The sequence below is a fragment of the Streptomyces sp. NPDC101132 genome (assembly GCF_044759225.1).
In the GTDB taxonomy this organism is placed as follows: domain Bacteria; phylum Actinomycetota; class Actinomycetes; order Streptomycetales; family Streptomycetaceae; genus Streptomyces.
The window spans coordinates 1-24,826 of the sequence record NZ_JBIVYX010000001.1 but is presented as its reverse complement, the minus strand read 5'-3'; the positions used below and the strand labels follow the sequence as shown (position 1 = coordinate 24,826).

Annotated in this window: 23 protein-coding genes and 1 pseudogene; 14 read left to right on the top strand and 10 right to left on the bottom strand. The window is 75.4% G+C overall.

The features are described from left to right. Nucleotides 1–115: 115 nt before the first annotated feature. The 6 genes and pseudogenes from ACIQUR_RS00120 to ACIQUR_RS00095 all read left to right on the top strand — a co-directional run. A pseudogene (locus ACIQUR_RS00120) lies at nucleotides 116–727 on the top strand (TIGR03557 family F420-dependent LLM class oxidoreductase); the annotation flags it as partial. Between the two features lie 34 nt (nucleotides 728–761). Next, the gene (locus ACIQUR_RS00115) at nucleotides 762–1,283 is read left to right on the top strand and encodes a SixA phosphatase family protein (RefSeq protein ID WP_403656007.1); all 522 of its coding nucleotides are present in this window, start codon (nucleotides 762–764) and stop codon (nucleotides 1,281–1,283) included. Nucleotides 1,284–1,424: 141 nt separating this feature from the next. After that, complete coding sequence (locus tag ACIQUR_RS00110; RefSeq protein ID WP_403656005.1) at nucleotides 1,425–1,847, top strand: ATP-binding protein; 423 nt, start codon at nucleotides 1,425–1,427, stop codon at nucleotides 1,845–1,847. An 85-nt stretch (nucleotides 1,848–1,932) separates the two neighbouring features. Beyond that, nucleotides 1,933–2,667 (top strand): DUF2470 domain-containing protein, encoded by a 735-nt coding sequence (locus ACIQUR_RS00105; RefSeq protein ID WP_403656002.1) that lies wholly within the window; start codon nucleotides 1,933–1,935, stop codon nucleotides 2,665–2,667. 102 nt (nucleotides 2,668–2,769) lie between these two features. Next, nucleotides 2,770–3,132 carry an STAS domain-containing protein gene (locus tag ACIQUR_RS00100; protein ID WP_403655999.1) on the top strand — a complete coding sequence of 121 codons (363 nt, stop codon included), beginning with the start codon at nucleotides 2,770–2,772 and terminating at the stop codon, nucleotides 3,130–3,132. A 93-nt stretch (nucleotides 3,133–3,225) separates the two neighbouring features. Then, nucleotides 3,226–4,260 (top strand): serine/threonine-protein kinase, encoded by a 1,035-nt coding sequence (locus tag ACIQUR_RS00095; protein ID WP_403655996.1) that lies wholly within the window; start codon nucleotides 3,226–3,228, stop codon nucleotides 4,258–4,260. Between the two features lie 60 nt (nucleotides 4,261–4,320). On the opposite strand, the gene ACIQUR_RS00090 is transcribed toward ACIQUR_RS00095, so the two are convergent. The 4 genes from ACIQUR_RS00090 to ACIQUR_RS00075 form a co-directional block, all read right to left on the bottom strand. Continuing rightward, on the bottom strand, nucleotides 4,321–4,590 hold the full coding sequence (locus tag ACIQUR_RS00090; protein WP_403655993.1) for a response regulator transcription factor: 270 nt from the start codon (nucleotides 4,588–4,590) through the stop codon (nucleotides 4,321–4,323). Nucleotides 4,591–4,782: 192 nt separating this feature from the next. Continuing rightward, the gene (locus tag ACIQUR_RS00085) at nucleotides 4,783–7,206 is read right to left on the bottom strand and encodes a SpoIIE family protein phosphatase (RefSeq protein ID WP_403655990.1); all 2,424 of its coding nucleotides are present in this window, start codon (nucleotides 7,204–7,206) and stop codon (nucleotides 4,783–4,785) included. 160 nt (nucleotides 7,207–7,366) lie between these two features. Then, a complete protein-coding gene (locus tag ACIQUR_RS00080; protein ID WP_403655987.1) occupies nucleotides 7,367–8,197 on the bottom strand; it encodes a 4'-phosphopantetheinyl transferase family protein in 831 nt (276 codons plus the stop codon). A 130-nt stretch (nucleotides 8,198–8,327) separates the two neighbouring features. Then, nucleotides 8,328–13,415 (bottom strand): aminotransferase class I/II-fold pyridoxal phosphate-dependent enzyme, encoded by a 5,088-nt coding sequence (locus ACIQUR_RS00075; RefSeq protein ID WP_403655983.1) that lies wholly within the window; start codon nucleotides 13,413–13,415, stop codon nucleotides 8,328–8,330. A gap of 327 nt (nucleotides 13,416–13,742) precedes the next feature. On the opposite strand from ACIQUR_RS00075, the gene ACIQUR_RS00070 reads away from it, so the two are divergent. Beyond that, nucleotides 13,743–14,165 carry a hypothetical protein gene (locus ACIQUR_RS00070; RefSeq protein ID WP_403655981.1) on the top strand — a complete coding sequence of 141 codons (423 nt, stop codon included), beginning with the start codon at nucleotides 13,743–13,745 and terminating at the stop codon, nucleotides 14,163–14,165. 85 nt (nucleotides 14,166–14,250) lie between these two features. On the opposite strand, the gene ACIQUR_RS00065 is transcribed toward ACIQUR_RS00070, so the two are convergent. After that, nucleotides 14,251–15,027: a hypothetical protein gene (locus ACIQUR_RS00065; protein WP_403655979.1), complete on the bottom strand. Its 777-nt coding sequence runs from the start codon at nucleotides 15,025–15,027 to the stop codon at nucleotides 14,251–14,253. 350 nt (nucleotides 15,028–15,377) lie between these two features. On the opposite strand from ACIQUR_RS00065, the gene ACIQUR_RS00060 reads away from it, so the two are divergent. Both ACIQUR_RS00060 and nadE read left to right on the top strand, forming a co-directional pair. Beyond that, entirely contained in the window at nucleotides 15,378–15,797 is a 420-nt protein-coding gene (locus tag ACIQUR_RS00060) for a hypothetical protein (protein ID WP_403655977.1), read from the top strand. A 188-nt stretch (nucleotides 15,798–15,985) separates the two neighbouring features. Beyond that, on the top strand, nucleotides 15,986–16,816 hold the full coding sequence (gene nadE / locus ACIQUR_RS00055) for an ammonia-dependent NAD(+) synthetase (RefSeq protein ID WP_403655974.1): 831 nt from the start codon (nucleotides 15,986–15,988) through the stop codon (nucleotides 16,814–16,816). Between the two features lie 201 nt (nucleotides 16,817–17,017). Here the strand turns inward: nadE and ACIQUR_RS00050 are convergent, their stop codons facing one another. Next, nucleotides 17,018–17,449, bottom strand: coding sequence for a GNAT family N-acetyltransferase (locus ACIQUR_RS00050; RefSeq protein ID WP_403655971.1), 432 nt, complete (start codon nucleotides 17,447–17,449; stop codon nucleotides 17,018–17,020). Nucleotides 17,450–17,681: 232 nt separating this feature from the next. On the opposite strand from ACIQUR_RS00050, the gene ACIQUR_RS00045 reads away from it, so the two are divergent. Together ACIQUR_RS00045 and ACIQUR_RS00040 are read left to right on the top strand one after the other, a co-directional pair. Next, the gene (locus ACIQUR_RS00045; RefSeq protein WP_399956425.1) at nucleotides 17,682–18,095 is read left to right on the top strand and encodes a hypothetical protein; all 414 of its coding nucleotides are present in this window, start codon (nucleotides 17,682–17,684) and stop codon (nucleotides 18,093–18,095) included. 158 nt (nucleotides 18,096–18,253) lie between these two features. Next, nucleotides 18,254–18,595 carry a HopJ type III effector protein gene (locus ACIQUR_RS00040; RefSeq protein ID WP_403655967.1) on the top strand — a complete coding sequence of 114 codons (342 nt, stop codon included), beginning with the start codon at nucleotides 18,254–18,256 and terminating at the stop codon, nucleotides 18,593–18,595. Between the two features lie 75 nt (nucleotides 18,596–18,670). Here ACIQUR_RS00040 and lysA read toward each other — a convergent pair whose 3' ends face one another. The 3 genes from lysA to ACIQUR_RS00025 form a co-directional block, all read right to left on the bottom strand. Continuing rightward, nucleotides 18,671–20,011 (bottom strand): diaminopimelate decarboxylase, encoded by a 1,341-nt coding sequence (lysA, locus tag ACIQUR_RS00035; RefSeq protein WP_403655964.1) that lies wholly within the window; start codon nucleotides 20,009–20,011, stop codon nucleotides 18,671–18,673. Further along, nucleotides 20,008–20,433, bottom strand: coding sequence for an SAV_915 family protein (locus ACIQUR_RS00030; protein WP_403655961.1), 426 nt, complete (start codon nucleotides 20,431–20,433; stop codon nucleotides 20,008–20,010). The genes lysA and ACIQUR_RS00030 overlap by 4 nt, the downstream gene beginning before the upstream one ends. Nucleotides 20,434–20,733: 300 nt before the next feature. After that, the gene (locus tag ACIQUR_RS00025) at nucleotides 20,734–20,973 is read right to left on the bottom strand and encodes a hypothetical protein (protein WP_403655958.1); all 240 of its coding nucleotides are present in this window, start codon (nucleotides 20,971–20,973) and stop codon (nucleotides 20,734–20,736) included. A 340-nt stretch (nucleotides 20,974–21,313) separates the two neighbouring features. Between ACIQUR_RS00025 and ACIQUR_RS00020 the strand changes: the two genes are divergently transcribed. After that, a complete protein-coding gene (locus tag ACIQUR_RS00020; RefSeq protein WP_403655955.1) occupies nucleotides 21,314–22,390 on the top strand; it encodes a universal stress protein in 1,077 nt (358 codons plus the stop codon). A 108-nt stretch (nucleotides 22,391–22,498) separates the two neighbouring features. Here ACIQUR_RS00020 and ACIQUR_RS00015 read toward each other — a convergent pair whose 3' ends face one another. Next, nucleotides 22,499–23,269: a response regulator gene (locus ACIQUR_RS00015; protein WP_403655952.1), complete on the bottom strand. Its 771-nt coding sequence runs from the start codon at nucleotides 23,267–23,269 to the stop codon at nucleotides 22,499–22,501. A gap of 255 nt (nucleotides 23,270–23,524) precedes the next feature. On the opposite strand from ACIQUR_RS00015, the gene ACIQUR_RS00010 reads away from it, so the two are divergent. Together ACIQUR_RS00010 and ACIQUR_RS00005 are read left to right on the top strand one after the other, a co-directional pair. Then, a complete protein-coding gene (locus ACIQUR_RS00010) occupies nucleotides 23,525–23,851 on the top strand; it encodes an STAS domain-containing protein (protein ID WP_403655949.1) in 327 nt (108 codons plus the stop codon). Nucleotides 23,852–23,948: 97 nt separating this feature from the next. Beyond that, nucleotides 23,949–24,437, top strand: coding sequence for a pyridoxamine 5'-phosphate oxidase family protein (locus ACIQUR_RS00005; RefSeq protein ID WP_403655946.1), 489 nt, complete (start codon nucleotides 23,949–23,951; stop codon nucleotides 24,435–24,437). Nucleotides 24,438–24,826 lie beyond the last annotated feature (389 nt).

Below are 24,826 nucleotides of genomic sequence, written 5' to 3'. Positions count from 1 at the left end.
CCGCGGGGGGCTCCGGCCCCGCCGCCCACCTTGTCGCCGCGGGGGGGGGGCGGGGGGCGGGGGGGGGCGGCGGGGGGGCCCGCCCCCCGGGGCGGGGGGGGGGGGGGGGGGGGCCCCCCCCCCCCACGTCCGGCTGGAGATGCTGGAGGAGGCGGCCGGCATCATCCGCGCCCTGTTCGGCGGCGGACTCGTCAGCCACCACGGCAACCACTTCGACGTCGAGAACGCCAGGCTCTGGGACCTCCCCGACGAACCCCCGCCCATCGGCATCGCCGCCTCGGGACCGCGCTCGTGCGAGATCGCCGGACGCCACGGCGACCTGCTCGTGGCCATCGAGCCGGACCGCGACCTGGTGACGGCCTTCGGGGAGCACGGTGGCACCGGCAAACCGGTCGTCGGTCAGCTCGCCCTCAGCTACGACCCGGACCGGGACGCGGCCGTGGCCCGCGCCCACGACCAGTTCCGCTGGTCCGCCGCCGGCTGGGAGGTCAACGCCGAACTCCCCGGCCCGGCCGGCTTCGCCGCGGCCGCCGAGCACACCCGCCCCGAGGACGTCGCCAAGGAGATCCCCTGCGGAGACGACCCGCAGGCCTTCGTCGACGCGGTACGGCGGTACGTCGACGCCGGGTTCACCGAGATCGCGCTGGTCCAGATCGGCGGACGGCACCAGGCCCCGTTCCTGGAGTGGGCCGAGGCCGAACTCCTGCCCGCGCTCCGCGAACTCTGAGCCGCGCGACCGCCCGCGACGGAGGAGCCCTCCCGTGACCGAGACCCGCGAGCGCCGGATCCTGATCGTCCGGCACGGCAAGGCGGTGCCCAAGCACACCGCCGACGACCCCGACCGCGACCTCACCGGCCGCGGCCGCCGCGACTCCGCCCGCGCCGGGCGCTGGCTGGAGGAGTCGGGGCACCGCTTCGACCTCACCCGGTGCTCCACGGCGGTGCGCGCCCGCCGCACCTGGCAGATGATGGTTCCCCAGCTGTCCGCGCCGCCGCCCGCCTCCTATTCCGAGGAGCTGTACCACGCCGACGCCGCGTACCTCCTGGCCGTCCTGCGCGGCTCGGCCCCCGAACTGGCCGGCGTACTCCTCGTCGGCCACAATCCGGCCGTCCACGACCTGGCCGTCACCCTGTGCGGCGGCGGCCCGAAGCGGCTGCGGCGGACCCTGGAGGACGGACTGCCCACCGCCGCCGTGGTCGTGCTCACCCTGGACGGCCCGTGGGAGCGGCTCGGGCCCGGCGCGGCGCACCTCGCCGACCTGTGGACACCAGCCGGGGACTGACCCGCCGCGCACCCCCGCGGGGGGTTTCGGACGGTGCCTGGGGGAAGACGCCGGTACGGGGCTGCCGGGAGGGAGCGGCCGGAACAGGGAACGGGGGCGGCGGCACCGCATCCGACGACCGCGGGCGAGAGGAGGAGGACCGTGCGACCGCGAGCAGCCGGCGGCTTCACCTGCGAGCGGGCCCGGGACGTCACCCGGCTCGTGCTCGCCGCCCGCGGCGTCACGGGCACCGAGGCCGACGACGCGCTCCTCGTGGTGACCGAGCTGGTCTCCAACGCCCGCCGGCACGCGGGCGGCGTCACCGCCTTCCGGATCCGCTGCCTGGAGTCCAGCGCCGTGATCGAGGTCTCCGACGCCCGGCAGGACCTGCCCGTGGACCGGCCCACCCCGGCCGACGTCCCGGGCCGCTTCGGCTGGCTCATGATCAACCGGATCGCCGAACGGGTCGTGGCGGAGCCCCACGGCGCCGGGAAGACGATCACCGTGGTGCTCCCCGCGCACGGCCGCCGGTCCCGCCCGAGGCCCGCAGGCGCGGGCCGCCGCGGAGGCGGTCCGGACGGCTGACGCGTCGGGGCGGGGGTGGTGGGGCGGCCACGGAAGGGGCTAGGGTGACTTAGGTATGCCTTACCTTAGTTCTCGGGAGTTCTGGATGGGTGCACACGACGTCCTCGTGGCAGGTCCCACGTCCGCACAGCGAGCCCGGACCGTGCTGGCCGCGGCCGACTCGCTGACCGTGGTGACCGGCTCGCACGACTGCGACCTCGTCGGCGGCGGGCTGCACGGCGTCGCCGACGACGGCCGCGTGCTGCTGCGCGTGCCCGCCGACTGCCGACTGGCCGCCGAGGTCGCGCTGGCCCCGCGCGGCAGCCTGTCCGCACTGCTCAAGTTCACCGACGTCGCCCCCGTCGCCGTACGCGACCGCGTGCGGGCCCGCGTCACCCTGGCCGGCTGGCTCACCGCCACCGGCCGCACCTTCGACGACGGGGCACACGCCGAACTCCGCCTCGACGCCGCCCACGTCGACCTCGACACCGGGGACGGCCCGGCCGCGCTCGGCCTCGACGCCTTCGCCCTGGCCCGGCCGGACGACCTCGCCGCGTACGAGGCCGGCATGCTCACCCACCTCGTGGACGGGCACGGCGGCGTCGTCGCCTCCCTCGCCCGGCTCGCCGACCCGCGGCTCACGCGCGACGCCGAGCGGGTGACCCCGCTGTCCCTGGACCGCGGCGGGCTGACCCTGCGGATCGAGCACGCCGCCGCGCGGTACGACGTACGCCTGCCCTTCGCCGCCCCGGCCCGCGGCCCCGAAGAGGTCGGCGAGCGCGTGCAGGAACTCCTCGCCCGGGCCCGGGGCTGCCGCCGCCGGGCGTCCGGCCACCCCTGACGCAAGGTGCCCGACCCGGCCGTGACCCACGGGCCGCCCCGCGGCGCATGGACGGCCGCCCACCGGGCAGGTGCCCTGGAGGAACCCGGAGGTGACGGGATCATGGGATCCGGCAGCAGTCTGATCGAGGTCGTCCAGGCGGAACGTCAGCAGGAGGGAGGCACCGGCCGGCGGCGGTTCGTCATCCGGGTGACCGGTGAACTCGACATCAACCACGCGGGCGACCTGCGCGACGCCCTGCACACCCTGGTCGCCGGCGCCGAGGCACCCGCCGAGATCGTCGTCGACCTCAGCAACTCGTCGTTCTGCGACTCCTCGGGACTCAACGCCCTGCTGGACGGGCGGCTCGCCGCCCTGGAGCGCGGCCACACGGTGAGCCTGGCGGCCCCCAGCCACCAGATGCTGCGCCTCCTCGACCTGACGGGCACCATCGACCTCTTCCCGGTCGGTCCCGCCGTCGACTGAGCGGGGAGCCGGCCCGGCCGGCGGCCCGCCCCGGGGCGGCCCCGGCCGTACGCGCCTAGACTTTCAGGTGGTGGCGGCGCGAGGAGACGCCTCATGGGCACGGCATCGAACCTGGGCGCGTACACGGGCCGGCCCTCCGGCCTCATCGGGAAGCGGATCGCCGACTACCGCATCGAGCGGCTGCTCGGCCGCGGCGGGATGGCCGTCGTGTACTGCGCGAAGGACCTTCGCCTCGACCGGACCGTCGCCCTCAAGCTCATCACCCCCGACCGGGCCCGTGACGAGACCTTCCGCCGCCGCTTCACCCACGAGTCCCGGGTCGCCGCCTCCCTCGACCACCCGCACATCGTGCCGATCTTCGAGGCCGGCGAGACGGACGGCGTCCTCTACATCGCCATGCGGTACGTCCCCGGTCCCGACCTGCGCGGACTGCTGGACCGCGAGGGCCCGCTCCCGGTCACCACCGCCCTGCGCATCGCCGCCCAGGTGGCCTCCGCGCTGGACGCCGCCCACCGGCACGACCTGGTGCACCGGGACGTCAAACCGGGCAACATCCTGGTCGCCGCGGGCACCGACAGCGACCACCCCGAGCACGTCTACCTCACGGACTTCGGCCTGACCAAGAAGTCCCTCGCGCTGACCGGCTTCACCACCGCCGGCGAGTTCGTCGGCACGCTCGACTACATGGCGCCGGAACAGATCTCGGGCCGCCCCGTGGACGGCCGGTGCGACCTCTACAGCCTCGCCTGCGTCGTCTACGAGACCCTGGCCGGCGAGCCGCCCTTCCGGCGGGAGGACAGCGCGGCCCTGCTCTGGGCCCACCAGTACGACCCGCCGCCCCGCCTCACCGACAAGCGGCCGGACGTCGCGCCCGCCGCGGCCGACGTACTGGCCAGGGCCCTCGCGAAGGTGCCGGAGGACCGGTACACCTCCTGTCTGGAGTTCGTCGGGGCGATGCGGATCGCCACCGCCGACGCCGCCCCGCCCGCCGCCCCTCCCGGGCCCGCCGCGTCCCCCGAGCCCTCCCAGCCCTCCCAGGCCCCGGAGCCCCCCGGGTCCGCCGGTCCGGTACCCGAGCCCCCGGCCTGGGCGAGGCCGGTCTTCCACAGCGGAACCGGCGGTCCGTAGACCGCCGGTTCGTCCCCCCCCCGTAACGTCTCGGTCGTCCGTCCGTGCCGTCCCGCCGGGTCACAGGCCCATGGCGATGGCCATGCGGGTCATCTCGGCGGTGCTGCTGATGCCCAGCTTGGCCCGGATGCGGCGCAGGTACGCGTCGACCGTGTGCTTCGACAGGCCCATGTTGCGGGCCGTCTGCAGGTACGTGCACCCGGCGGCGATGTGGCGCAGCGCCTCCTCCTCACGCGGGGCCAGGGAGGGGACCGGGGCCTCGGCGGTGGCGGCCGGAGCGGCGGCCGGGGTCTGGGTCTGGGTCTGCGGCGCGGTGAGGGTGAGGCTCATGGGATTTCCTCCGACGAATCGGTTCGGTCATCGCTGCTCACACCCTCGGAAGCAGGGGACTTATTGCGGAATGTCGCTTTTTGTCCCTACCGAAAACTGTGCGCGCCGGAGTTCATGACCCTGTCCGCCGACTGTCACAGGCGTGTCACACGGGAACCGCCGGCCCCCGCCCCGGCGTCCCCGTGAACCCGTTCAGAACCCCACCAGCGACTGCTCGGCCCAGATCGTCTTGCCGTTCGCCGCAGGCCGCGAACCCCAGCGCTGCGCCAACTGGGCCACCAGCAGCAGACCCCGCCCGCCCTCGTCGAAGGTGCGGGCCCGCCGCATGTGCGGCGCCGTGCTGCTGCCGTCGGAGACCTCGCAGATCAGCGTCGCGTCCTCGTGAATCAGCCGCAGCTGGACCGGCGGCTTGCCGTACCGGATCGCGTTCGTGACCAGCTCGCTCACCAGCAGCTCGGTGACGAACGCGGCCTCCTCCAGCCCCCACACGGTCAGCTGGTCGGTGGCCTGCCGGCGGGCGTCCGCGACGACCGACGGATCGGACTCCAGGTCCCACACCACGACCTGGTCCTCGTGCAGCGCCCGCGTCTTCGCGACCAGCAGCGCCACGTCGTCCTCCGGCCGGTGCGTCAGCAGCGCCGTCAGGACCCGGTCGCACACGGTGTCCAGCGACGTGGCCGGCCGCGCCAGCGCCGCGAACATCGTGTCCAGCGCCTCGTCGATGTCGTGCTCCCGCGCCCCCAGCAGCCCGTCCGTGTACAGGGCCAGCACACTGCCCTCGGGCAGCTCGGCCTCCACCGTCTCGAACGGCAGACCGCCCAGCCCCAGCGGCGGCCCGGCCGGCACGTCCAGGAGGTACACCGACCCCTCGGGGGACACCACGGCCGGCGGCGGGTGGCCCGCCCGGGCGAGCGTGCAGCGCCGGGTCACCGGGTCGTAGACCACGTACAGGCAGGTCGTGCCGATGCCCCCGGACGAGTCCCGGTCCGCCTCGTCGGCCGACAGGTGGATGATCAGGTCGTCCAGGTGCGTGAGCAGCTCGTCCGGCGGCAGGTCCACGTCCGCCAGGGTCCGCACGGCGGTCCGCAGCCGCCCCATCGTCGCGGAGGCCCGGATCCCGTGGCCCACCACGTCGCCCACGACCAGCGCCACCCGGGCCCCCGACAGCGGGATCACGTCGAACCAGTCACCGCCCACCCCGGCCTCGCTCGCCGCCGGCAGGTACCGCGTGGCGATCTCCAGCGCCGACTGGTCGGGCAGCGTCTGCGGCAGCAGGCTGCGCTGGAGCGTCATCGTGCTCGTGTGCTCCCGCACCTGCCGCCGGGAGCCGTGGATCACCGCCGCCGCCCTGGCCGCGGCCCGCTCCGCCAGCCACAGGTCCTCCTGCTGGAACGGCTCCCGGTGCTGCTGGCGGCTGAACAGCACCACCCCGAGCGGAACGCCGTCCGCGCGCAGCGGCACCACCATCATCGAGTGGGTCCCGTACTCGCCGATCCACGCGGCACCGGGATCCTCGGCCATCCACCGGGTCACCGCCGTGTCCGTCGTCGCGTACACCGCGCCGCGCCCCGACGCCAGGCAGTCGGCCGGGGGCGACAGCGGCGGGTAGACCGTCGCCCCGCCGACCGGCACCCGGGACTCCGGGTTCCCCTCCAGGACCGACCGCACCGCCGTACGGCTCATCGTCACCTGGCCCGGCACGGCCGCCGCGGACGGATCCCCGCCGCGGGGCGCCGCCTCCAGCAGGTCGACGACCGCGAGGTCGGCGATCCGCGGCACGGCGAAATCGGCCAGCTCCTGCGCGGTGCGCGAGGCGTCCGTCGTCGTGCCGATGAGCGCCCCGAACCCGTCGTCCGGCAGCGCCCGCCCGGCGCCCGCCGCGGTCCGCTCGTGCGCGGTCAGGCACACCGCCCGCACCCGCCCGTCCGCGTCGCGCAGCGGGTCCAGAGAGGTCGACCAGACCTGCTCGTCGCCCCCGGCGGGCCGGACGAACGAGCTGGCGTGCTGCGCCTCGCCCGTCTCCAGCACGGCGCGGATCCGCCGCTCGGTCTCGTCGCTCGCCGGGTCGGGCGCGATCTCCGGCAGCCGCAGCCCGCGCATCTCCGCCTCCGTCAGGGACAGGGTCCGCTCCATGCCGGCGTTCGCCCGGACCAGCCGCAGGTCCTCGTCGAAGATCGCCTGGAAACAGGGGGACTGGGCGAAGGCCCACTCCGGGAGCGGCCCGTCCGGGGCCGTACGGCGGTCGGGCGCGACGGCCGACACCACGGACCACTTGGCGTTCCCGCCGGTGGACGTCCAGCGGTGCGCCAGCAGCGCCCGCTCCAGCCGGCGGCCGTCCCGGTGCCGCAGTGCGAGCGTGCCGCTCCACCGCTGCTGCCCGGCCGGCAGCCGCCGGGCCGCGCCGCCGTCCGCCTCGGCGTCGGCGTCGGCGAGCAGGCGGGCGGCGGGCTGCCCCACGACGTCGGCGGGGGAGTAGCCGAGCAGCCGGCTGGCGCCCTCGCTCCACTCGGTGACGACGCCCTGCTCGTTGATGGTGGCCCTGGCCGTGTACGCCGGCTCACGGGAGGCGTCCGTCTCCTCCGGCCGGTCGCCGGGAGGGGTGGGAACTCGCTCCATCGCCGCTCATCTCGCCCTCGGTCGTTCCTACGCCGCCGTCCCAGGGGAAACCCGCATGGCCAGGGACTCCACTGACAAGCATGATCCAGTGCCCGGAAGAGCACCAACGCAGTGCCACGCCCCCCGTCGGCCGGCACACCGACCACCGGGCCGGGCCGGGCTACGAGGCCGGGCCGGGCTGCCAGGCCGGGCTGCCGGTGCCGCGCGCCGGTGTCGCCCGCGCCGCCGGTGCGCGTACGAGCGCGAGCACCGCGTCGCCCGGGGCGGGCGCGCCTCCGGCGGCCGCCACTGGCCCTCCCGCCGTGCCCTTCGCGGCTCCACTTCCCGTCCCGGCCGCACGCTCCGTCCCGGCCCCGCTTCCCGTCCCGGTCACGCGCCAGGCCGCCGCGCGGCGGCCGCCGCCGAGCCGTGGCGGGTACAGGCCCAGCAGCGGAACCCGCCGCGGGGCGGCCCCGAAGACGCCGGTCCGGTCGGCCTTCACCGCGGCCTCCTTCAGGGCCCAGGCCGCCGCCGGGCCCTCCGGGGGGCCGGTGCCGATCAGCGCCTGTTCCGCGGGCGAGAACGCGTGGTCGCCGATCCGCCGTACGGTGTCCGCCGCGGCCGTCTCGCACAGGTCCACCCCGACCGGTCCGGGCGCGAGCGCCGCCGCGACCCGATGGGCCGTATGGCTGACGGAGAGGTGCACGGCGGCCACCGGGCGGCCGTGCAGGAGCGCGTACGGACTGCCGTCGGCCCGCGGCAGGACCTCCACCGCGTCCGCCGCGGCGCCCGTGTACGCGGCGACCAGGTGCTTGGCGAGCAGCCGGCCCGCCGTCCACTCCGCCCGCCGCCAGGCCGGCAGCGCGTCGGCCACGCGCCGCTCGGCCGGCGAGAGCGGCACCGGCCGCACGGTGCCCGGGAGCCCGGACCGCAGCGCCACGACGAGGAGGGCCCCGCCCCAGCGGTGGACCCGGCCCGGCGCGAGCGCCGGGAACCCGGGGCCCGGCGTCACGCCCGTACCCACGGCCCCGGCCGCGCCCGAGGCCGCATCCCCACCCGTGACAGCCTCCCCACCCGTGACCGCGTCCGCCCCCGTGACCGGCTGCCCAACCGTGACCGCATCCGAGAACATGGCCGCCGCCTCAGGCCGCCGGAGCGGCCGCCGACGGCCGCCGCAGCTCGTCGTCCAGCGCGGACACCGTCCGCCGGATCTGCTCCGGCGTGTGCTCGGCCGTGACGAAGAACCGCAGTCGGGCCAGGTCCTCGGGCACCGCCGGATACAGGATCGGGTTCACGCTGACACCCCGCCGGAACAGGGCCTCCGCCAGGCGCAGCGCCCGCTGTGAGTCGCCGGTGATGCAGGGCACGACCGGGGTGTCGTGGCTCTCGCCGATGTCGACGCCCGCCTCGCGCGCCAGCCGGGTGAACAGCGCCGCGTTCTCGGCGAGCCGCGCCACCCGCTCCGGCTCCGCCCGCAGCACCCGGAGCGCCGCCAACGCCGCGGCGGTGTCGGCCGGGGTCATGCCGGCGCTGTAGACGAAGCCGGGGACCGTGTACCGCAGGTACTCCACGACCGCCGCGCTCCCGGCCACGTACCCGCCGCAGCTCGCCAGGGCCTTGGACAGCGTGCCGGACCACAGTTCGACGTCGCTCCGGCCGACACCCGTGTACTCGCCGACACCGCGGCCCGTCGCGCCGATCGTCCCGACGCTGTGCGCCTCGTCGACCATCAGCAGCGCGCCGTGCCGGCGCTTGACCTCCGCCAGCGCGGTGAGGTCGGCGATGTCGCCGTCCATGCTGTACACGCCCTCGACGACGACCAGGACCCGCCGGTACTGGTGGCGGACCCGTCCGAGGAGCGCGTCGAGGGCCGCCGCGTCGTTGTGCGGGAAGGGGCGCCGGGTGGCCCCGGACAGCCGGCAGCCCTGGAGGATGCTGTCGTGGGCGAGGGCGTCGTGGACCACGAGGTCTCCGGGGCCGACGAGGTGCCCGATCACGGTGACGTTGGTGGCGTGGCCGTTGGCCAGGGTCAGCGCCGCCTCGCAGCCGAGGAAGCCGGCGAGCTCCGACTCCAGCTCCAGGTGGAGCGGCCGGCTGCCGGACAGCAGGCGGCTGGCGGACACGGAGGTGCCGTGGTGGGCTATGGCCTCCCGGGCCGCCCCGGTCACCTGCGGGTGCGCCGCCAGGCCGAGGTAGTTGTAGCCGGAGAAGGAGATCAGCCGGCGTCCGTCGACCACGGTGGTGTCGGTGAGACCGCCCTCGTGGACGAGGAAGTACGGGTTCGGCAGGCCCAGCAGATCGAGCGCGGCGAACCGTTCGGCGTGCGCCGCGACCTCGGGGAAGCTCTCGATGCGGGTGTGCTCCGGGGGCAGGGCAGTGGGTTCCTGGGCGGGCACGACGGGTTCGGGGGAGTGGTCCACGTACTCGCCGCGCTGGCCGGGGACGGGAGCGGCGGGCGCCGTGTCCGGTGCGCCGGCCGCGATGAGGGCGGCGAGGCCCCCGACGGTCGGCCGGTCGGCGGCCCGCTCGTCGAAGCTCCAGTGCGGCCACTCGCGCCGGAGGGAGGTGAACAGGTCGGTCAGCATGAGGGAGTCGAACCCGAGGTCGTCGACCAGCAGCTGGTCGCGGTGCAGGTGATCCACGGGGAAGGCGCTGATCCGGGCCACCTGGGCGAGGACCGAGTCGACGACCCCGCCGGACCGCGGCACGGCGTCCGTCCCGGCGCCGGGACCCCCGACGGACCCGGGGACCGGGGCCCCGACGACCTCGACGTCGGCCTCGGCCTCGGCTCGGGGTACGGGCGTGGCGTCCGTACGGACCTCCGGACCGGGGGCGGGAAGCGCCCCGCCGAGGCGCTTCATCAGGGCCACCTGCTGCTCGATCAGGTGCCGCAGGTCGTCCATCGGGTGGCTCTCGGGGAAGCGCATCGGATCCTCCACGGGAGGTACGGGCTGGGACACCGGGCCGACCGGCCCGCCGGCGCCGGCCACGAGAGATGCGCCGGCCGGGCCGGAGGCGTCGGTCGTGGCGGGCACGCCGACCGGGACGCCGGAATCCGCCGGGGACGTCGCGGAGGCGGAGGAGGGGGCGGGGGCGGCCGTGTTGCCCCGGGCCTTGCGGGTCTGGGAGGACGCGGTGGCGAAGGCAACGGCCGCGTCGGGCGTGGCCGGGAGCGGAGCTGTCGCAGGGGCGGCCGTGTCGGGCGTGGCCGGTGTGGGGGCCTGGCGGGGCGGGCGGGCGCCGGGGACCCAGTACGGCTGGCCGTCCAGGCGGGCCACCGGCAGGTCGACCAGGCGGCGGGCCTCCCGCGGCACCAGCGCCTGCGGGTCGACCGGTACGCCCAGGACGGCGAGCCGGGCGAGGGCCCGTACAAAGCCGTGCCCGCCGTCCGGGTCGGCCGAGGCGGCCGGGACCACGTACACGTCGTCCACGCCGGGGAGGTTGCGCCGTACCGACGTGAGCAGCGAGCCGCCCCCGTTCACCTGGACGAAGACGCGGGCGCCCGCCTCGTACGCGGTCCGGACGGCGTCGCCGAAGTGGACCGGGGCCGAGGCGTGGCGGGCCCACAGGTCGCGCAGCCGCTCCGGGTCGGTGCAGACCTGCGCGTCCACGGAGGAGACGAACGGCAGCGAGGGCCGGCCGAGGCGGCGCCCCGCGAGGTCCTCCCGCATCGACTCCTCGGCGGCGGCCAGCCGGGGCGAGTGGAAGGCGTCGGACACGTCGAGCGTCACCGTCACCACGCCCGCCTCCGCGCAGGCCCGCCGCATCGCGTCGAGTCCGTGCGGGGTGCCGCTGACCACGACCTGCCGGGGCTGGTTGAAGCAGGCGAGCCACACGTCGTCGATGCCGTCGGTGAGCCGGCGGCAGGTCTCCTTGTCGGTCTGTACGGCGAGCATGCCGCCCCGTACGCCGTCCCCGGCCCGGCGCAGCGCGGCGCCCCGGTGGACCAGCAGCCGCACGGTGTCCTCGGAGGTCAGCGCGCCGGCCGCCGCGGCGGCGGCGAACTCGCCGACGCTGTGGCCCAGGGTGAGGCCGGGGGTGACGCCGCAGTCGGCGAGGAGCCGGGTGACGGCGAGCTGGACGGTGCCGAGCAGTGGCTGGCAGACATCGGTGGCGGCGAGCCGCCGCCGCGCCGCCGCGTCGCCTTCCACGGACCCGTCGCCGGATCCGCGCCCGGCTGCCTCCGCGTGCCCGCCGCCCCGCCCGACGTTGTCGGTTCCCCGTCCGGCGCTGTCCGCCTCCCCGGCGTCAGTGGTCCTTCCGGCACTCGCGTCCTGACCGGCGTCCGCCGTCGGCGCCTCCGCGCCGGGCCCGGCCGGACCCCCGGGGAGGCCCCCGGCAGGGGTCCCGGCACGGCCACCCGCAGGGGCCCCGTACAGCAGGTCCGTGAGGTCGAGGCCGGTGTCCCGGCGGGCCACGGCGCCGAGGCGGGCGACCGAGGCACGGAAGGCCGGGAACCGGTCGTGCAGGTCCCGCAGCATGCCCGGCCGCTGGCTGCCCTGGCCGGGGAAGAGGAACGCGACCCCGCGCGCGGCCGCGGGCAGCGGCGCGTCGGCGGCGTACGCGCCGTCGCCGAGGTCGCCCCGCGCCCCGTCGGCCAGCTGGCGGCGGGCGTCCCGCAGCCGCCGCACGAAGCCGTCCGTGTCCGTGGCGACGACCGCCAGCCGCGCGGCGAGCGGCGCACGGGAGCCGAAGGTGTGGGCCAGCGCGGTGAGCGGCGGGCGCGGGCCACCGTCGAGGGCGTCCAGGACCTCGCCGATGTGCCGGTCGAGCAGCTCCGGGCTGCCGGCCGTCAGCAGCACCAGCAGCGGTCCGGGCGCGGGGGTCCGTACCGGCGGCACGCCGGCCGGCACACCGGCCGCGGGCGCTTCCTCCAGCACCACGTGGACGTTGGTGCCGCCGAACCCGAAGGAGCTGACGGCGGCGCGCCGCGGGGCGCCCGGGCTCGCCCAGGGGCGTGCGGTGTCGGCGAACCGCAGGCCGGCGGCGGAGACGCCCAGCCCGGGATCGGGACGGGTCGGGGGCTGCGGCACGATCGTTCGGTGGTGCACGACCAGCGCCGTCTTGATCAGCCCCGCGACGCCGGCCGCCGACAGGGAGTGGCCGATCAGGGCCTTGCCCGCACCCAAGTAGCACAGGGCGGGGTCGTCGTCGGGGTACTCGGTGCGCAGCCGGCGCAGCGCCTCGATCTCGGCGCGGTCGCCGGTGCTCGTGCCCGTCCCGTGCGCTTCCAGGAACCCCACGGACGAGGGCGGCACCCCGGCGTCCCGGTAGGCCCGCCGCATCGCGCGGAGCTGGCCCTCGGGAGTGGGGACCAGGGGGCCGGGCGACGCGCCGTCGTTGGCGGAGCCCACACCCCGGATCACGGCGTAGACGCGGTCGCCGGCGGCCAGCGCGTCGGCCAGGGGCCGCAGGACGACGACGCCGGCGCCCTCGCCGAGCACGAAGCCGTCGGCCGCGCCGTCGAAGGGCCGGCACACCCCGGTGGGCGAGAGGGCACGCAGCTTGGAGAACCCGACCAGACCGTCCGGCGTGAGGTTGACGAACACGCCGCCGACGACCGCGATCCGGCAGTTGTCCTGACGGAGCTGGGCGACGGCCTGGTCCAGGGCCACCAGGGACCCCGAGCAGGCGGCGTCGACGGTGAAGCTGGGGCCGCCGAGGTCGAACTGCCGGCTGACGGTGCCGGCCGCCATGTTGAGGAGGCTGCCCGGCAGGGTGAACGCGTGGATCGCGCCGAGCCGGCCCGCCTCCTCCCGCAGCACGTCGAAGGCCGGCCCCCGGTCGTCGCCCGCGGTCCCGTCGACCAGGGCGACGGCCCGCAGCGGGGCGGTCATCAGGTCCTTGTAGTCGGAGACGGACACGCCGAAGAAGACCCCGGTGTTCTCGCGGTCGAAGTCGCCCCGGCCCAGCCCCGCGTCGTCCAGGGCCTCGCGGGACACGTCGAGCATCAGCCGGTGCTGCGGGTCCATGGCACGGGCCCGGGCGGGCGGCACCCCGTAGTGCAGGGCGTCGAAGCGGTCCACGTCGTCCAGGAAGGCGACCCGGTCCGTGTACGCCCCGTGGGGCGCCGACCGGTCGTCGGGCGTGTGGAACGTGCCGTGGTTCCAGCGCTCCCGCGGCACGGCGGAGAACTGCCGTTCCCCGCTCAGCAGCAGCTTCCAGTACGCACGGACGTCGGGGGCGCCCGGGAATCGGCAGCCGAGCCCGGTGATGGCGATGTCGGTCATGACGGGTCTTCCTCGTCTGGGTTCAGTCCTGGACAGCCACCGTGCCCGCCGGAGGGGACGGTCCCCAGCCCCGGCTATTCGCTACTTGACAAGGCCGGGAAGAAGCGTTTCCGCCGCCTCGGCGCCGCGCGCCGCGGAGTTTTACCAAGATCGGCACCGGCCGTCAAGACACGAATTGCAGTGGCGTGACCGGACTGGCGGACCAGGGTTTATTGGAAGCACGCCCTCACCGGGGAACGGATCCCCGGAAACGAGAAGCGCAAGAATTGCCCGCCGGTCATTCCGGCGGACGGTTCACAGCCCTTTCGCCCCGAATGGAGAATTCCGATGTTCCAGCGTTTCCTGACCCGTCGTGTCGTTCTGGCCGGTTCTTCCCTCGCCCTGGTGGGCGGCGGCATCGCCCTCCCGGCGACCGCGATGGCCGCGCCGGCTCCGCAGGCGGTGGTGACCCTGGCCCCGGCGGACAGCGCCGACGGCATCGGCACCGGCGGCGACGCGAACGCCGAGAACACCACGGTCGGCGGCACCGCCACCGGCGGCGACGCCAACTCCGGCGTCGGCAGCTGCCGGGGCAAGTGCACGATCAACACGGGCAACGCCACGGGCGGCGACGCCAGCGCGGACGCCGTGAACACCGGTGACGCGACCGCGGTCGGCGGCGACGGCACCGGCACCGGCGGCACGGTGACCAAGGAGGACGTCAAGAAGCTCAAGACGGAGCTGAAGGCGCAGAAGAAGCTCAACAAGTGAGGAAACGGGCCACCGCGGGCCCGTACACAGCAGGACGCCGGAGAGGCCACGACCTCTCCGGCGTCCTGCCGCGTACGACCGACGGTCAGGCGCTGCCGCCCGTCGCCGTCGCGTCGCCGCTCACGGCGGTCGCGTCGCCGGCGTTGACGGCGTCCGCGCTGGCGTTGCCGCTCGTCGCGTCCCCGGTGACGATCGTGCACCGGCCGATGCAGGTGCCCACCCCGCCCGAGGTGGCGTTGCCGCTGGTGGCCGTGCCGCCGACCGTGGTGTTCTCCGCGTTGGCGTCACCGCTGATGGCGATGGCGTCCGCACTGCTGCTGCCGCCCTCCCCGCCGCCGCCCCCGCCGCGGCCGGCCCGCGCGCCCTGACCCGTCGCCGTCACACGGTCCACCTGGGCCAGACTCAGCACGTCCTCGCTGACCGCGGTGTTGACACTGCCGTGGCAGACCCCGGTGCAGGCGTCGGAGGCGCCGTCGCCGACCGCGGTGTTCGTGCTGTCGCCGCACAGGCCCAGGCACTCGCTGTACGCGCCGTCCCCGACCGTGGTGTTGACGCTGTCGCCGCACAGTCCGCGGCAGACGCCCGCGGCTCCGCGGCCCGTCGCGGTGTTGACGCTGCCCTGGCACAGGCCCTCGCACACGGCCGGGGCGCCGTCGCCCGCGGCGGTGCTGACGCTGCCGTGACAGGCGCCGAGGCACCCGGGTGCGTGGTCGCCGAGGTGGACCGCGGCGACGCGGGCGAGGTCGAGGCCGTACTGCGGAACCGGCGCGGCCATCGCGGTCGCCGGGAAGGCGATGCCGCCGGCCAGCGCCACGGAAGCGGCGGCAAGCACGAGACGACGGGTCCAGGAACGCTCGTTCATCGGAATTCTCCGGGGGTTCTCGGGCAAAGTGCTGCCGACGTTAGCGCCCCGGTCGTGCCCCGGGTGCGATCTGGCGGAGTGCCGCGCGGTTTCCCCCGGGTGCCCACCCGTACGGCCGAAAGGACCCGCCAGACGCCGCATCGGGCCGGGCGGCCGCGAATTCAACCAAGATCCCTTCCCGGTGTCAAGTCACGTATTCAAGTGGCGTGACGACGGGCCGCCCACAGGGTTTATTTGAAGTACGCCCTCACCGGGGAATCCCTCCCCGGAGAACAGAGGGAAAGGAATTGCCTCGAAAAGGAATTGCGGGGCGGTTCGCCACACCACCTTCTTCCGAATGGAGAATTCCCATGTTCCAGCGTTTCCTGACCCGCCGTGTCGTTCTGTCCGCTTCCTCCCTGGCCCTGGTGGGCGGCGGCATCGCCCTCCCGGCGACCGCGATGGCCGCGCCGGCTCCGCAGGCGGTGGTGACCCTGGCCCCGGCGGACAGCGCCGACGGCATCGGCACCGGCGGCGACGCCAACGCCGAGAACACCACGGTCGGCGGCACCGCCACCGGCGGAAACGCCAACTCCGGCGTCGGCGAGTGCAAGGGCAAGTGCACGATCACCACGGGCAACGCCACGGGCGGCAACGCCAGCGCCGACGCCGTGAACACCGGCGACGCGACCGCGGTCGGCGGCGACGGCACCGGCACCGGCGGCACCGTCACCAAGAAGGACATCAAGAAGGAAGTCAAGGAGCAGGTGAAGAAGAAGATCAAGAAGTAGACCGCCCCGGCACAGGACGCCGGAGGGGCCCCAGGCCCCTCCGGCGTCCTTCGCGTCCTGCGGCGAGCCCGCCTCCCCCGCCCCCGTCACCAGGCCCCGGCCACCGGCACCCCCGCGGCACGGCTGGGTAGGGTGGGGCCCGACAGCACCAGGTGCACCGCACCACCCGACCGGAACAGGGAGCAGAAGTGAGCGAGCCGGCGTCCATCGCCCTCCAGCAGGAGATCGCCCGGGACCTCCAGGTCGCCGAGACCTTCGAGGCCGAGCGGGAGATCGAGCGCCGGGTGGCCTTCCTCGCCGAGCGGCTGACCTCCTCCGGCCTGCGCTCCCTGGTGCTCGGCATCAGCGGCGGCGTCGACTCCACCACCACCGGCCGGCTCTGCCAGCTCGCCGTCGAGCGGGCCCGCGCCGCCGGGCACGAGGCGCGGTTCTACGCCATGCGCCTGCCCTACGGCGTGCAGGCGGACGAGCGCGACGCGCAGCTCGCCCTCTCCTTCATCCAGGCCGACCACGTCCTGACCGTGGACGTGAAGCCCGCCAGCGACGCCGCCCTCGACGCCGCGCTGGCCGCCGGCGTGACCTTCCGCGACGCCCACCACCAGGACTTCGTGCACGGCAACATCAAGGCCCGCCAGCGCATGATCGCCCAGTACGCGGTGGCCGGCGCCCAGAACGGCCTGGTCGTGGGCACCGACCACGCGGCCGAGGCCGTCTCCGGCTTCTTCACCAAGTTCGGCGACGGAGCGGCCGACGTGGTCCCGCTCACCGGCCTCACCAAGCGCCGGGTGCGCGCCGTGGCCGACGCCCTGGGCGCGCCCGCCGAACTGGTGTGGAAGGTCCCGACGGCCGACCTGGAGACCCTGGACCCGGGCAAGGCCGACGAGGACGCCCTCGGCGTCACGTACGACGACATCGACGACTTCCTGGAGGGGAAGCCCGTCGAGGAGCGCGCCTTCGAGACGATCGTGAACCGCTACCGCGCCACCGAGCACAAGCGACAGCTGCCGATCGCCCCCTGACCCACCCCGCGCCGTCCGGGTCCACGGCCCCACGCCCCGGCCCGGGCGGTCGGCGAAGGCGCCTGCCGGCGCACGGACCCGACGACGCGTCAACCGGCCCTGCTGTCAGGGGCGTCCGGGCGAGGCGTGGGAGCGGTCCGGCGCGGAGGCCGCCGCCGGCGCGGCCGTGGCCACCGCCGACGGCGGCCGGCCGGGCATCCCTCAGGTCAGGTCCTTGCCGAAGTGGAACGCCGTCACGGCCATCCGCTCCCGGAAGTAGAAGCGGTGCGCCTCCAGGCGCTGCGTACCCGAGTCGAGGTCCAGGAGCGTGCAGCCGGCCTCCCGGGCCCTGGCCTCCAGGTGGCCGAGGAGCGCCCGCCCCACCCCGCCCGACCGCGCCCGCTCGGCGGTCACGAGGTCGTCCACGTACAGCTTCCGGACGTCCACGGTGTTGGCGATCGTGCGCCAGCCCGCCGCCCCCACGCACGCCCCGTCCGCGTCGTACGCGGCGGTGAACCGCAGCCCCTGCGGGTGCCCCTCCTCGTACACGCTCTTCAGCAGCGCCTCCGTGAGGTGCGGCCGCAGCTCGCGCAGCACGGGCAGCAGGTCCCCGATGAGCCGGGGGTCGCCCGGCTCCAAGTCGATGATCTTCATGGGCGCACGGTACCCGCTGCCCGCCCCCGCCCGCGGCCGGCGGAATTTAACAACACCGCTCGCCGCCGTCAAGTCACGTATTGAAGTGGCGTGACCGGGTTCCCCGTTCACGGTTTATTTGAAGCACGGCCCCACCGGGGAATTCCTCCCCGGGAAACCGGAGGCCGGAGAATTTCCCCCGGCGATTGGGGGTGGTTCGAAATCTTCTTCCGAAACCGAATGGAGAATTCCGATGTTCCAGATCTCTCTGACCCGTCGCGTTGCCCTGGCCGGTTCCTCCCTCGCCCTGCTGGGCGGCGGCATCGCCCTCCCCGCGACCGCGATGGCCGCTCCCGCCCCGCAGTCGGTCGTCACCCTCGCCCCGGCGGACAGCGCCGACGGCATCGGTACCGGCGGCGACGCGAATGCCGAGAACACGACCGTCGGCGGCGAGGCCAAGGGCGGTGACGCGAACAGCGGCGTCGGCAGCTGCAAGGGCAAGTGCACCATCACCACGGGCAACGCCACCGGCGGCAACGCCAGCGCGGACGCCGTGAACACCGGCGACGCCACCGCCGTGGGCGGCGACGGCACGGGCAAGGGCGGCACGGTGAAGAACATCAAGAAGGACATCAAGGCCGAGGTGAAGAAGAAGCTCGGCAAGTGATCCAGCGGCCCGGCCGGAAGGCGCCGGAGAGGGAATTCCCTCTCCGGCGCCTTCTGCGTGCGGCGGATACCCGGGCCCCACCGGTCCGCAACCGGTCGGGTATTGTCGTCCGGTCACGGACGGCAATCGGAACGTCTGCTCAAACCAGGGGAAACAACATGACTGATCTGAACTCGCTGCGGGCAAGCCTGGCGTCGGGTGAGCACGAGTTCGCCGACACCCTGGCCTTCGTCGCCGCGCATTACGAGTACCAGCCGCAGGCCTTCCGCAACGGTGACGTGGAGAACGCCGCGGGCGAGAACGAGGGCTCCTGCAAGACGCTGGGCCTGGCCGTGCTGGAAGGCCTGAGCGACGAAGAGGCGCTGCTGGCCTTCGGCGGGCACTACCGCAAGGTGCTGGCGACGCCGGACGACACCGATCACGCCAACATCCGCAACCTCATCGCCCACGGCCTGGGCGGCGTGAGCTTCGCCGGACAGCCGCTGACCCGCAAGGCCTGACCCGCAAGGCCTGACCCGCAAGGCCTGACCGGCCGGGCCCTTGACCGGCCCGGCCCTGCCCACCACCGGAGACCCTCAGTCGCCCACGTCCCTGAGGCGCAGGTCGCCGAGGGTCTCGCGGCGGACCAGGAGACGGGCGGCCCCCTCGTGAACGGCGACGACCGGGGGCCGGCCGACCATGTTGTAGGCCGAGGCCATCGACAGGTGGTACGCCCCGGCCGCCGGGATGCCGAGCAGGTCTCCCGGACGGACGTCCCCGGGCAGTTCCACGTCCGTGGCCAGTACGTCGCCCGCCTCGCAGTGGCGCCCGACGACGGTGGCCGTGACCGGCGGGGCGGCCCCCGGGGCACGGCCGATCAGGCGGGGCGCGTAGCGGACCCCGTACAGGGCGGGCCGCGGGTTGTCGCTCATGCCCCCGTCGACCGCGACGAACACCGTGCCGCCCGTGCGCTTCACGGCCAGCACCCGGTACAGCGCGACCCCGGCGGGCCCCACCACCGCGCGGCCGGGTTCCACGCTGAGCCGCGGTACGGGCAGCCCGGCGGCGCCGCAGCGCGCGGCCAGCTCCGTACGGAGGGCCGCGGCGAGCGTCTCCGGGCCGAGGGCGGGTTCGCCGGGCCGGTAGGCGATGCCGTGGCCGCCGCCCAGGTCCAGCTCGGGCAGGGCGACGCCGTGGTCGTCCCGTATCCGCGCGAGCAGCCCGGTCATACGGCGCAGGGCGGCCAGGTAGGGCTCCGCCGAGGTGATCTGGGAGCCGATGTGGCAGTGCAGGCCGGCGAGCTCCAGCTCCGGCCGGGCCAGCACGCGGGCGACCGCGTCCTGGGCCGAACCGTCGGCCGCCGACAGCCCGAACTTCTGGCCCTCGGTACCGGTACGGATCTTCGCGTGGCCGCCGGCGGACACCCCGGGCACCACCCTGACCAGCACCTTCTGGCGGCCGCGCGGGCCGACCGCGGCGGCGATCCGGGCGATCTCCGAGGTGCTGTCCACGACGATCCGGCCGACCCCGAGCCGCACCGCGTCCGCGATGTCGGCGGGTGACTTGGCGTTGCCGTGCAGCACGGTCCGGCCGGGCGGGAAGCCCGCCGTGACGGCGAGTTCCAGCTCGCCGGCCGAGCACACGTCCAGCCCCAGGCCCTCCTCCCGGACCCAGCGGGCCATCGCGCGCGACAGGAACGCCTTGGCCGCGTACAGCACCTCGCCGTCGGGGAAGGCGGCCCGGTACGCGCGGCAGCGCGCCCGCACCTCGCCCTCGTCCAGGACGTAGGCGGGGGTGCCGAAGCGTTCCGCGACCTCCGCGAGGTCGACCCCGCCGACGGACAGGCCCCCGCGGGGGAGGGGCGCGGTGGACGCGGGCCAGACGGCGAGCGGTACGTCCGTACCGGTGCCCGGTGCCGCGATCAGGCCGGCGGTCACGAGGCGGCCCCCCGCGCGGCGACCGCGCCGCCGCGCGGCCCCGCCCCGCCCGTGCCCGGCGTCCCGCCCGTGCCCGGCGTCCCGTCCGTGCCCGGCGTCCCGCCCGGAACGGGTCGCGTGGCGGGTGCCGGTGTCACGGCGGGGGCGGTGAACGTCGGGTCGACCGTCAGCAGGAGGACGCCGAGGGGTTCGGTCATCGCGCGCAGCGCGCTCTCCGAGAGCCGGATCCAGGCCTGCCCGGCGCCGAGCGTCGCGCCGAGCCGGGCGGGGCTGGTGAAGCCCACCGCGGTCCGCTCGCCCAGCGGGGTGCGGAACACGCGTACCGCGACCTCGCGCGCACCCGGCCGGACCGGAACGCAGAGGGGTCCGGCCGGGGTCCGTTCCTCGGGGTCGGGTTCGTCGTCGTACCGGAACGTGCACATGCGGGCCTCCTCGGGGCCTGTGACGGCAGGATGGCGTCCCGGTCGCGGGGAGGCGGTGCCGGGCGCACCACCGGAACCATGCCCGCCCGCTCGCCCCCGGGTCCCGCATCCGGCCCACCCCTGACGCCACCCTGATGCCGACCCCCCGCCCGTTGACGCGCTGCTGACGCGGAGGGCGGGCGGGCCGGCCCCGGCCCCCCCGGGCCCGGCCCAGGCCCCGGACTCGGCCCAGGCCCCGGACCCGCCCCAGGCCCCGGGCCCCGTCTGGGGAAGTCGGCTGACGCCGGGAGGACGCCGCGCTCAGGCCGCGACCGTCCAGGCGAGCCTGCGGGCCTGGCGGCGGAGTTCCACCAGGGACGCGGAAGAGTGGCCGGGCTCGGACCAGTACGGGTGGGCGTAGAGGCACCGGAGCTCCTGGATCAGCCGCCGCCGCAGCGCGGTGGCGCCGGCGGTCGGGGGGAGCGCCGCGAGGGCGGCGTACGTCCGGATCACATGGATCTGGGTCAGCAGGAGGTCATCGGGGAAGGTGGTTCGCGCCATGACGGAATTAGGCCACCTGTTCGATTTCCCGCGCAAGCGGAGCCGGGGTCTCCAGCCCGGGGTACATACGTTCGGCAGCGTCTCCCCTCCACCACGACGGGCCCGCACGGTTCGCACAGCACGCCCCCGACGGCAAGGGAACACCGTCCCCCGTCCCGGGACCTTCGGGCCGGTGCCCGCGCCGCGGCGGCGCGACAGGCTGGGAGTGCGGAGGGGCGCCTCCCCCGTCTGCCCCTCCGCACGGAACCCCGCGCGAGCGCGAGCACGCGCACGGCCGCGGCACCGCACGACCGGGGGACCGCAAGAGCACAGGGCACCCGACGACCCGAAGGGCAGCACGATGACCACCCGAGGCATCACCGCAGGCGTGGACGGATCCCCGGAGAGCCTGGCCGCCGCGGAGTGGGCGGCCGACGAGGCGGTACGCCGCGGCACGAGCCTCCGGCTGCTGCACGCCTGGCGCTGGGAACCGCTGGACCTGCCGCTCGTGCAGAACCCGGAGACCGAGGCCGAGCGGGCACGAGTCCTGCTGGAAGCGGCCCTCACCCGGGTCTGCGACCGCCGGCCGGAGCTGGAGGTCACCGCCACCGTGGTGCCCGAGCACGCCGTACCGGCCCTGCTGCGCGAGTCGCGCGACGCCGAACTGCTGGTGCTCGGCAGCCGCGGCCACGGCGCGGTGCTGGGCTTCCTGCTCGGCTCGTACGGGCAGCAAGTGATCGCCGAGGCCCACTGCCCGGTGGTGTCCGTCCGCCGCCCCGGCGGCCCCGGGACCCACCTGAACCACCTGCCGGACCACGCCACGCCGGGCCGTGGGGGCCCGCACCGTGACGCCTCCGGCGGGACGGAGCCGGACGGTGTCGCGTCCGGCGCCGCGAAGCCGGACGGTGTCGCGTCCGGCGGGAAGGAGCCGGACCGCCTGGTGTCCGGCCCCGAAGGGCCGGGCCGTCGCGCGCCCGGCGGGGAGGAGTTCCGGCCCGGTGCGGACGGCGAGGTCGTGGTCGGGGTGCAGGGGGGCGCCGACGAAAGCGCCGACGTACTGCGCTTCGCCTTCGGAGCCGCCCGGGCCCGGGGCTCCCGCCTCCGCGCCGTACGGGCCTGGAGCCTGCCGCCGCTGTACGCCTACAGCCCCGGCTCCCTGGCCCTCGCCGACGAGGCCGGCGGCCTGGAACCGTACGAGCGCAAGGCGCTCGGCGCCGTCCTGGCACCCTGGCGGGAACGGTTCCCCGACGTCCAGGTGACCGAGCACGTCGAGATCGGCAGCGCGGGCCAGGTCCTGCTGTCCGCCGCCGGCCGCGCCGCACTGCTGGTCGTCGGCCGCCGGGTGCGACGCACGCCGGTCGGCCCGCGCATCGGCTCGACGGCACACGCCGCGCTCCACCACGCACACTGCCCCGTGGCCGTGGTCCCGCACCCCTGAACCGTCCCCCACCCCCCTGGCCTGGCGGGCCGCCCGCCCGGCCAGGGGGGTGGCGCGACGAGGCCGGGCGCCCAGACGGACACCCGGCCGGCCCCCCGCGGCCCCAGATCAAGAAGCCCCGGGCAGCCCCCCGGCGATCCCCGTGATCCCCGTACGCCGCTCCGCGCGCTCGGCATCGTCCCCCGCCTCCCCGGCCCCACCACCGAGGTGCCGGCTGGCGATCACCGCGGCCTGCACCCGCCGCTCCACCCCCAGCTTCGCGAACAGCCGGGAGATCACGTTCTTGACGGTCTTCTCGGCGAGGAAGAGCCGGTCGCCGATCTGGCGGTTGGTCAGCCCCTCGCTCACCATCCCCAGCACCTCCCGCTCCCGCTCGCTCAGGTGCGACAGCCCCGCGGGCACCGTCTCCTCCTCCCGCCGCCGCTCACCCCGCAGCCGCGCCATCACCCGGGCGGTCGCACCCGGGTCGAGCATCGACTTCCCGGAGGCCACCGTCCGCACCGCGGTCACCAGATCGGTCCCGCGGATCTGCTTCAGCACATAACCCGAGGCCCCCGCCATGATCGCGTCGAGCAGAGCCTCCTCGTCGTCGAACGACGTCAGCATCAGGCAGGCCAGATCAGGCATCCGGGACCGCAGCTCGCGGCAGACGGAGACACCGTCGCCGTCCTGCAGGCGCACGTCGAGCACGGCGACGTCCGGACGCAGCGCCGGCACCCGGGCCAGCGCCTGCTCGGCCGTGGCCGCCTCCCCGACCACCGTCAGGTCGGGCTCCGCCTCCAGCAGGTCGAGGACCCCCCGCCGCACCACCTCGTGGTCGTCGAGCAGGAACACCCGCACCGGGGCTGCCGCCCCGCGGGCGCCGTCGTCGTAGGTCATCCCAGCACTCCGTTCCGGCGGTGCCCCTCCCGCCTGGACGGGCACCCGACGTCATCCTGGCGGCCCCCGGGACGAACGGACAGGGCCGTACGTCCCTCTTCACCCCGCGGCCGAACAGGGACCTTCGGCCCTCCCTCCGGGCCCCAGGGGTCCTTCTCGACTCCCCCTCCCGTGCGATGGGGTGGGCAACGTCAGACCCACGAACCACCCCCGGCGCCCACCCACGGCGGCCGGGTGGCACGGCAAGGAGCTGCCATGATCACGGACCTCATCGCTCTGGAAGCCGCCGTCGACCACGACGGAGCGACCCGCATGGCGCTCTCGGGGGAACTCGACATACACACCGCGTCGCAGGTCCGCGGCCCGCTGACCCGCCACATCGCGCCCGGCGGCCCCGACCTCGTCCTCGACATCACCGACCTGACCTTCTGCGACAGCTCCGGCATCGACCTCTTCCTGGACCTGGACCGCACCTGCCGGGCCGCCGGGGCACGCCTCCGGCTCACCGGCGTACCGCAGCTGACGGCCACGGCCCTCAGACTGCTCGGCGCCGACCGGTTCCTGGCCTACCGGCCGTCGTGACGGGACCGTTCGGCCCTGGTCGCGGCGGGCGGGCCACTGCGACGCTGGCAGGGTACGGCCGCGGGGCCGGCCACCCGGGCGAGCGAAGGATGTGACCATGAACCGTACGACCAGCCGACCGGTCTGCCACCGGCCCGGGCCCCGGGGCCTGCGTGAACTCGACCGCACCGAGGCCCTGCGGCTGCTCGGCTCGGTCCAGCTCGGCCGGATCGTCTTCACCCAGCACGCGCTGCCGATGGTGCGCCCGGTCAACCACCTCATGGACGGCGACGCCATCATCGTCCGGGTCCACGGGGACGGCGCCCTCTCCTCCCTCATGACCCCGTCGGACCCCCAGGGCGTGGTGGTCGCCTACGAGGCCGACGTCATCGACCCGCGCACCCGCCTCGGCTGGAGCGTCGTCGCCACCGGCTACGCGCTGCCGGTCGCCGACCCCGAGACGGCCGACCGCTACGCGCGGACGCTCACGCCGTGGGTCGCCGAGGAAACCCACGGCACCCTCCGCATCAAGCCGGACCTGATCACCGGTTTCCGCCTGATCCCCCGAAACCCGACCACGGGCCCACCACCCCGCCCCGGCCACTGACAACACCCGACGGCGGCCCCCCGGGCGATCCTGGCCGCCTTCTGTCCCCCCGACGGACCGTGGGTCGCGCGACGGCGGGAGCGCGTAGCGATCTGTGGCGGCTTATGTCCGGCCACTACGGACCGTGGGTCGCGTGACGGCCGGAGCGCGTAGCGATCTGTGGCGGCTTATGAAGGGGCACGGACGGCCCGGATGGCGCTGAGCCGGGCGGTGGGCCTACGGACGGGGGTGCGCGCCCGCATGGGCGGGGCCGGAGGCGTGCTGGGGCACTGGGGATGCCTCCCCCTTGGTGCCGGGTGATGGCTGTGGGGGTGGGTGGTGGCTTGTGTTGCTCCGGGGCGTTTTTCGGGGGTTGTCCGCCGAGGGGTTTTGCCTTCCGGACCGGGGTG

Coding starts and splice junctions, on each gene's coding strand:
- ACIQUR_RS00105 (WP_403656002.1), top strand. CDS start 1,933: ATGGGTGCACACGACGTCCTCGTGGCAGGTCCCACGTCCGCACAGCGA.
- ACIQUR_RS00100 (WP_403655999.1), top strand. CDS start 2,770: ATGGGATCCGGCAGCAGTCTGATCGAGGTCGTCCAGGCGGAACGTCAG.
- ACIQUR_RS00095 (WP_403655996.1), top strand. CDS start 3,226: ATGGGCACGGCATCGAACCTGGGCGCGTACACGGGCCGGCCCTCCGGC.
- ACIQUR_RS00090 (WP_403655993.1), bottom strand. CDS start 4,590: ATGAGCCTCACCCTCACCGCGCCGCAGACCCAGACCCAGACCCCGGCC.
- ACIQUR_RS00085 (WP_403655990.1), bottom strand. CDS start 7,206: ATGGAGCGAGTTCCCACCCCTCCCGGCGACCGGCCGGAGGAGACGGAC.
- ACIQUR_RS00075 (WP_403655983.1), bottom strand. CDS start 13,415: ATGACCGACATCGCCATCACCGGGCTCGGCTGCCGATTCCCGGGCGCC.
- ACIQUR_RS00070 (WP_403655981.1), top strand. CDS start 13,743: ATGTTCCAGCGTTTCCTGACCCGTCGTGTCGTTCTGGCCGGTTCTTCC.
- ACIQUR_RS00065 (WP_403655979.1), bottom strand. CDS start 15,027: ATGAACGAGCGTTCCTGGACCCGTCGTCTCGTGCTTGCCGCCGCTTCC.
- ACIQUR_RS00060 (WP_403655977.1), top strand. CDS start 15,378: ATGTTCCAGCGTTTCCTGACCCGCCGTGTCGTTCTGTCCGCTTCCTCC.
- ACIQUR_RS00050 (WP_403655971.1), bottom strand. CDS start 17,449: ATGAAGATCATCGACTTGGAGCCGGGCGACCCCCGGCTCATCGGGGAC.
- ACIQUR_RS00045 (WP_399956425.1), top strand. CDS start 17,682: ATGTTCCAGATCTCTCTGACCCGTCGCGTTGCCCTGGCCGGTTCCTCC.
- ACIQUR_RS00040 (WP_403655967.1), top strand. CDS start 18,254: ATGACTGATCTGAACTCGCTGCGGGCAAGCCTGGCGTCGGGTGAGCAC.
- ACIQUR_RS00030 (WP_403655961.1), bottom strand. CDS start 20,433: ATGTGCACGTTCCGGTACGACGACGAACCCGACCCCGAGGAACGGACC.
- ACIQUR_RS00025 (WP_403655958.1), bottom strand. CDS start 20,973: ATGGCGCGAACCACCTTCCCCGATGACCTCCTGCTGACCCAGATCCAT.
- ACIQUR_RS00020 (WP_403655955.1), top strand. CDS start 21,314: ATGACCACCCGAGGCATCACCGCAGGCGTGGACGGATCCCCGGAGAGC.
- ACIQUR_RS00015 (WP_403655952.1), bottom strand. CDS start 23,269: ATGACCTACGACGACGGCGCCCGCGGGGCGGCAGCCCCGGTGCGGGTG.
- ACIQUR_RS00010 (WP_403655949.1), top strand. CDS start 23,525: ATGATCACGGACCTCATCGCTCTGGAAGCCGCCGTCGACCACGACGGA.
- ACIQUR_RS00005 (WP_403655946.1), top strand. CDS start 23,949: ATGAACCGTACGACCAGCCGACCGGTCTGCCACCGGCCCGGGCCCCGG.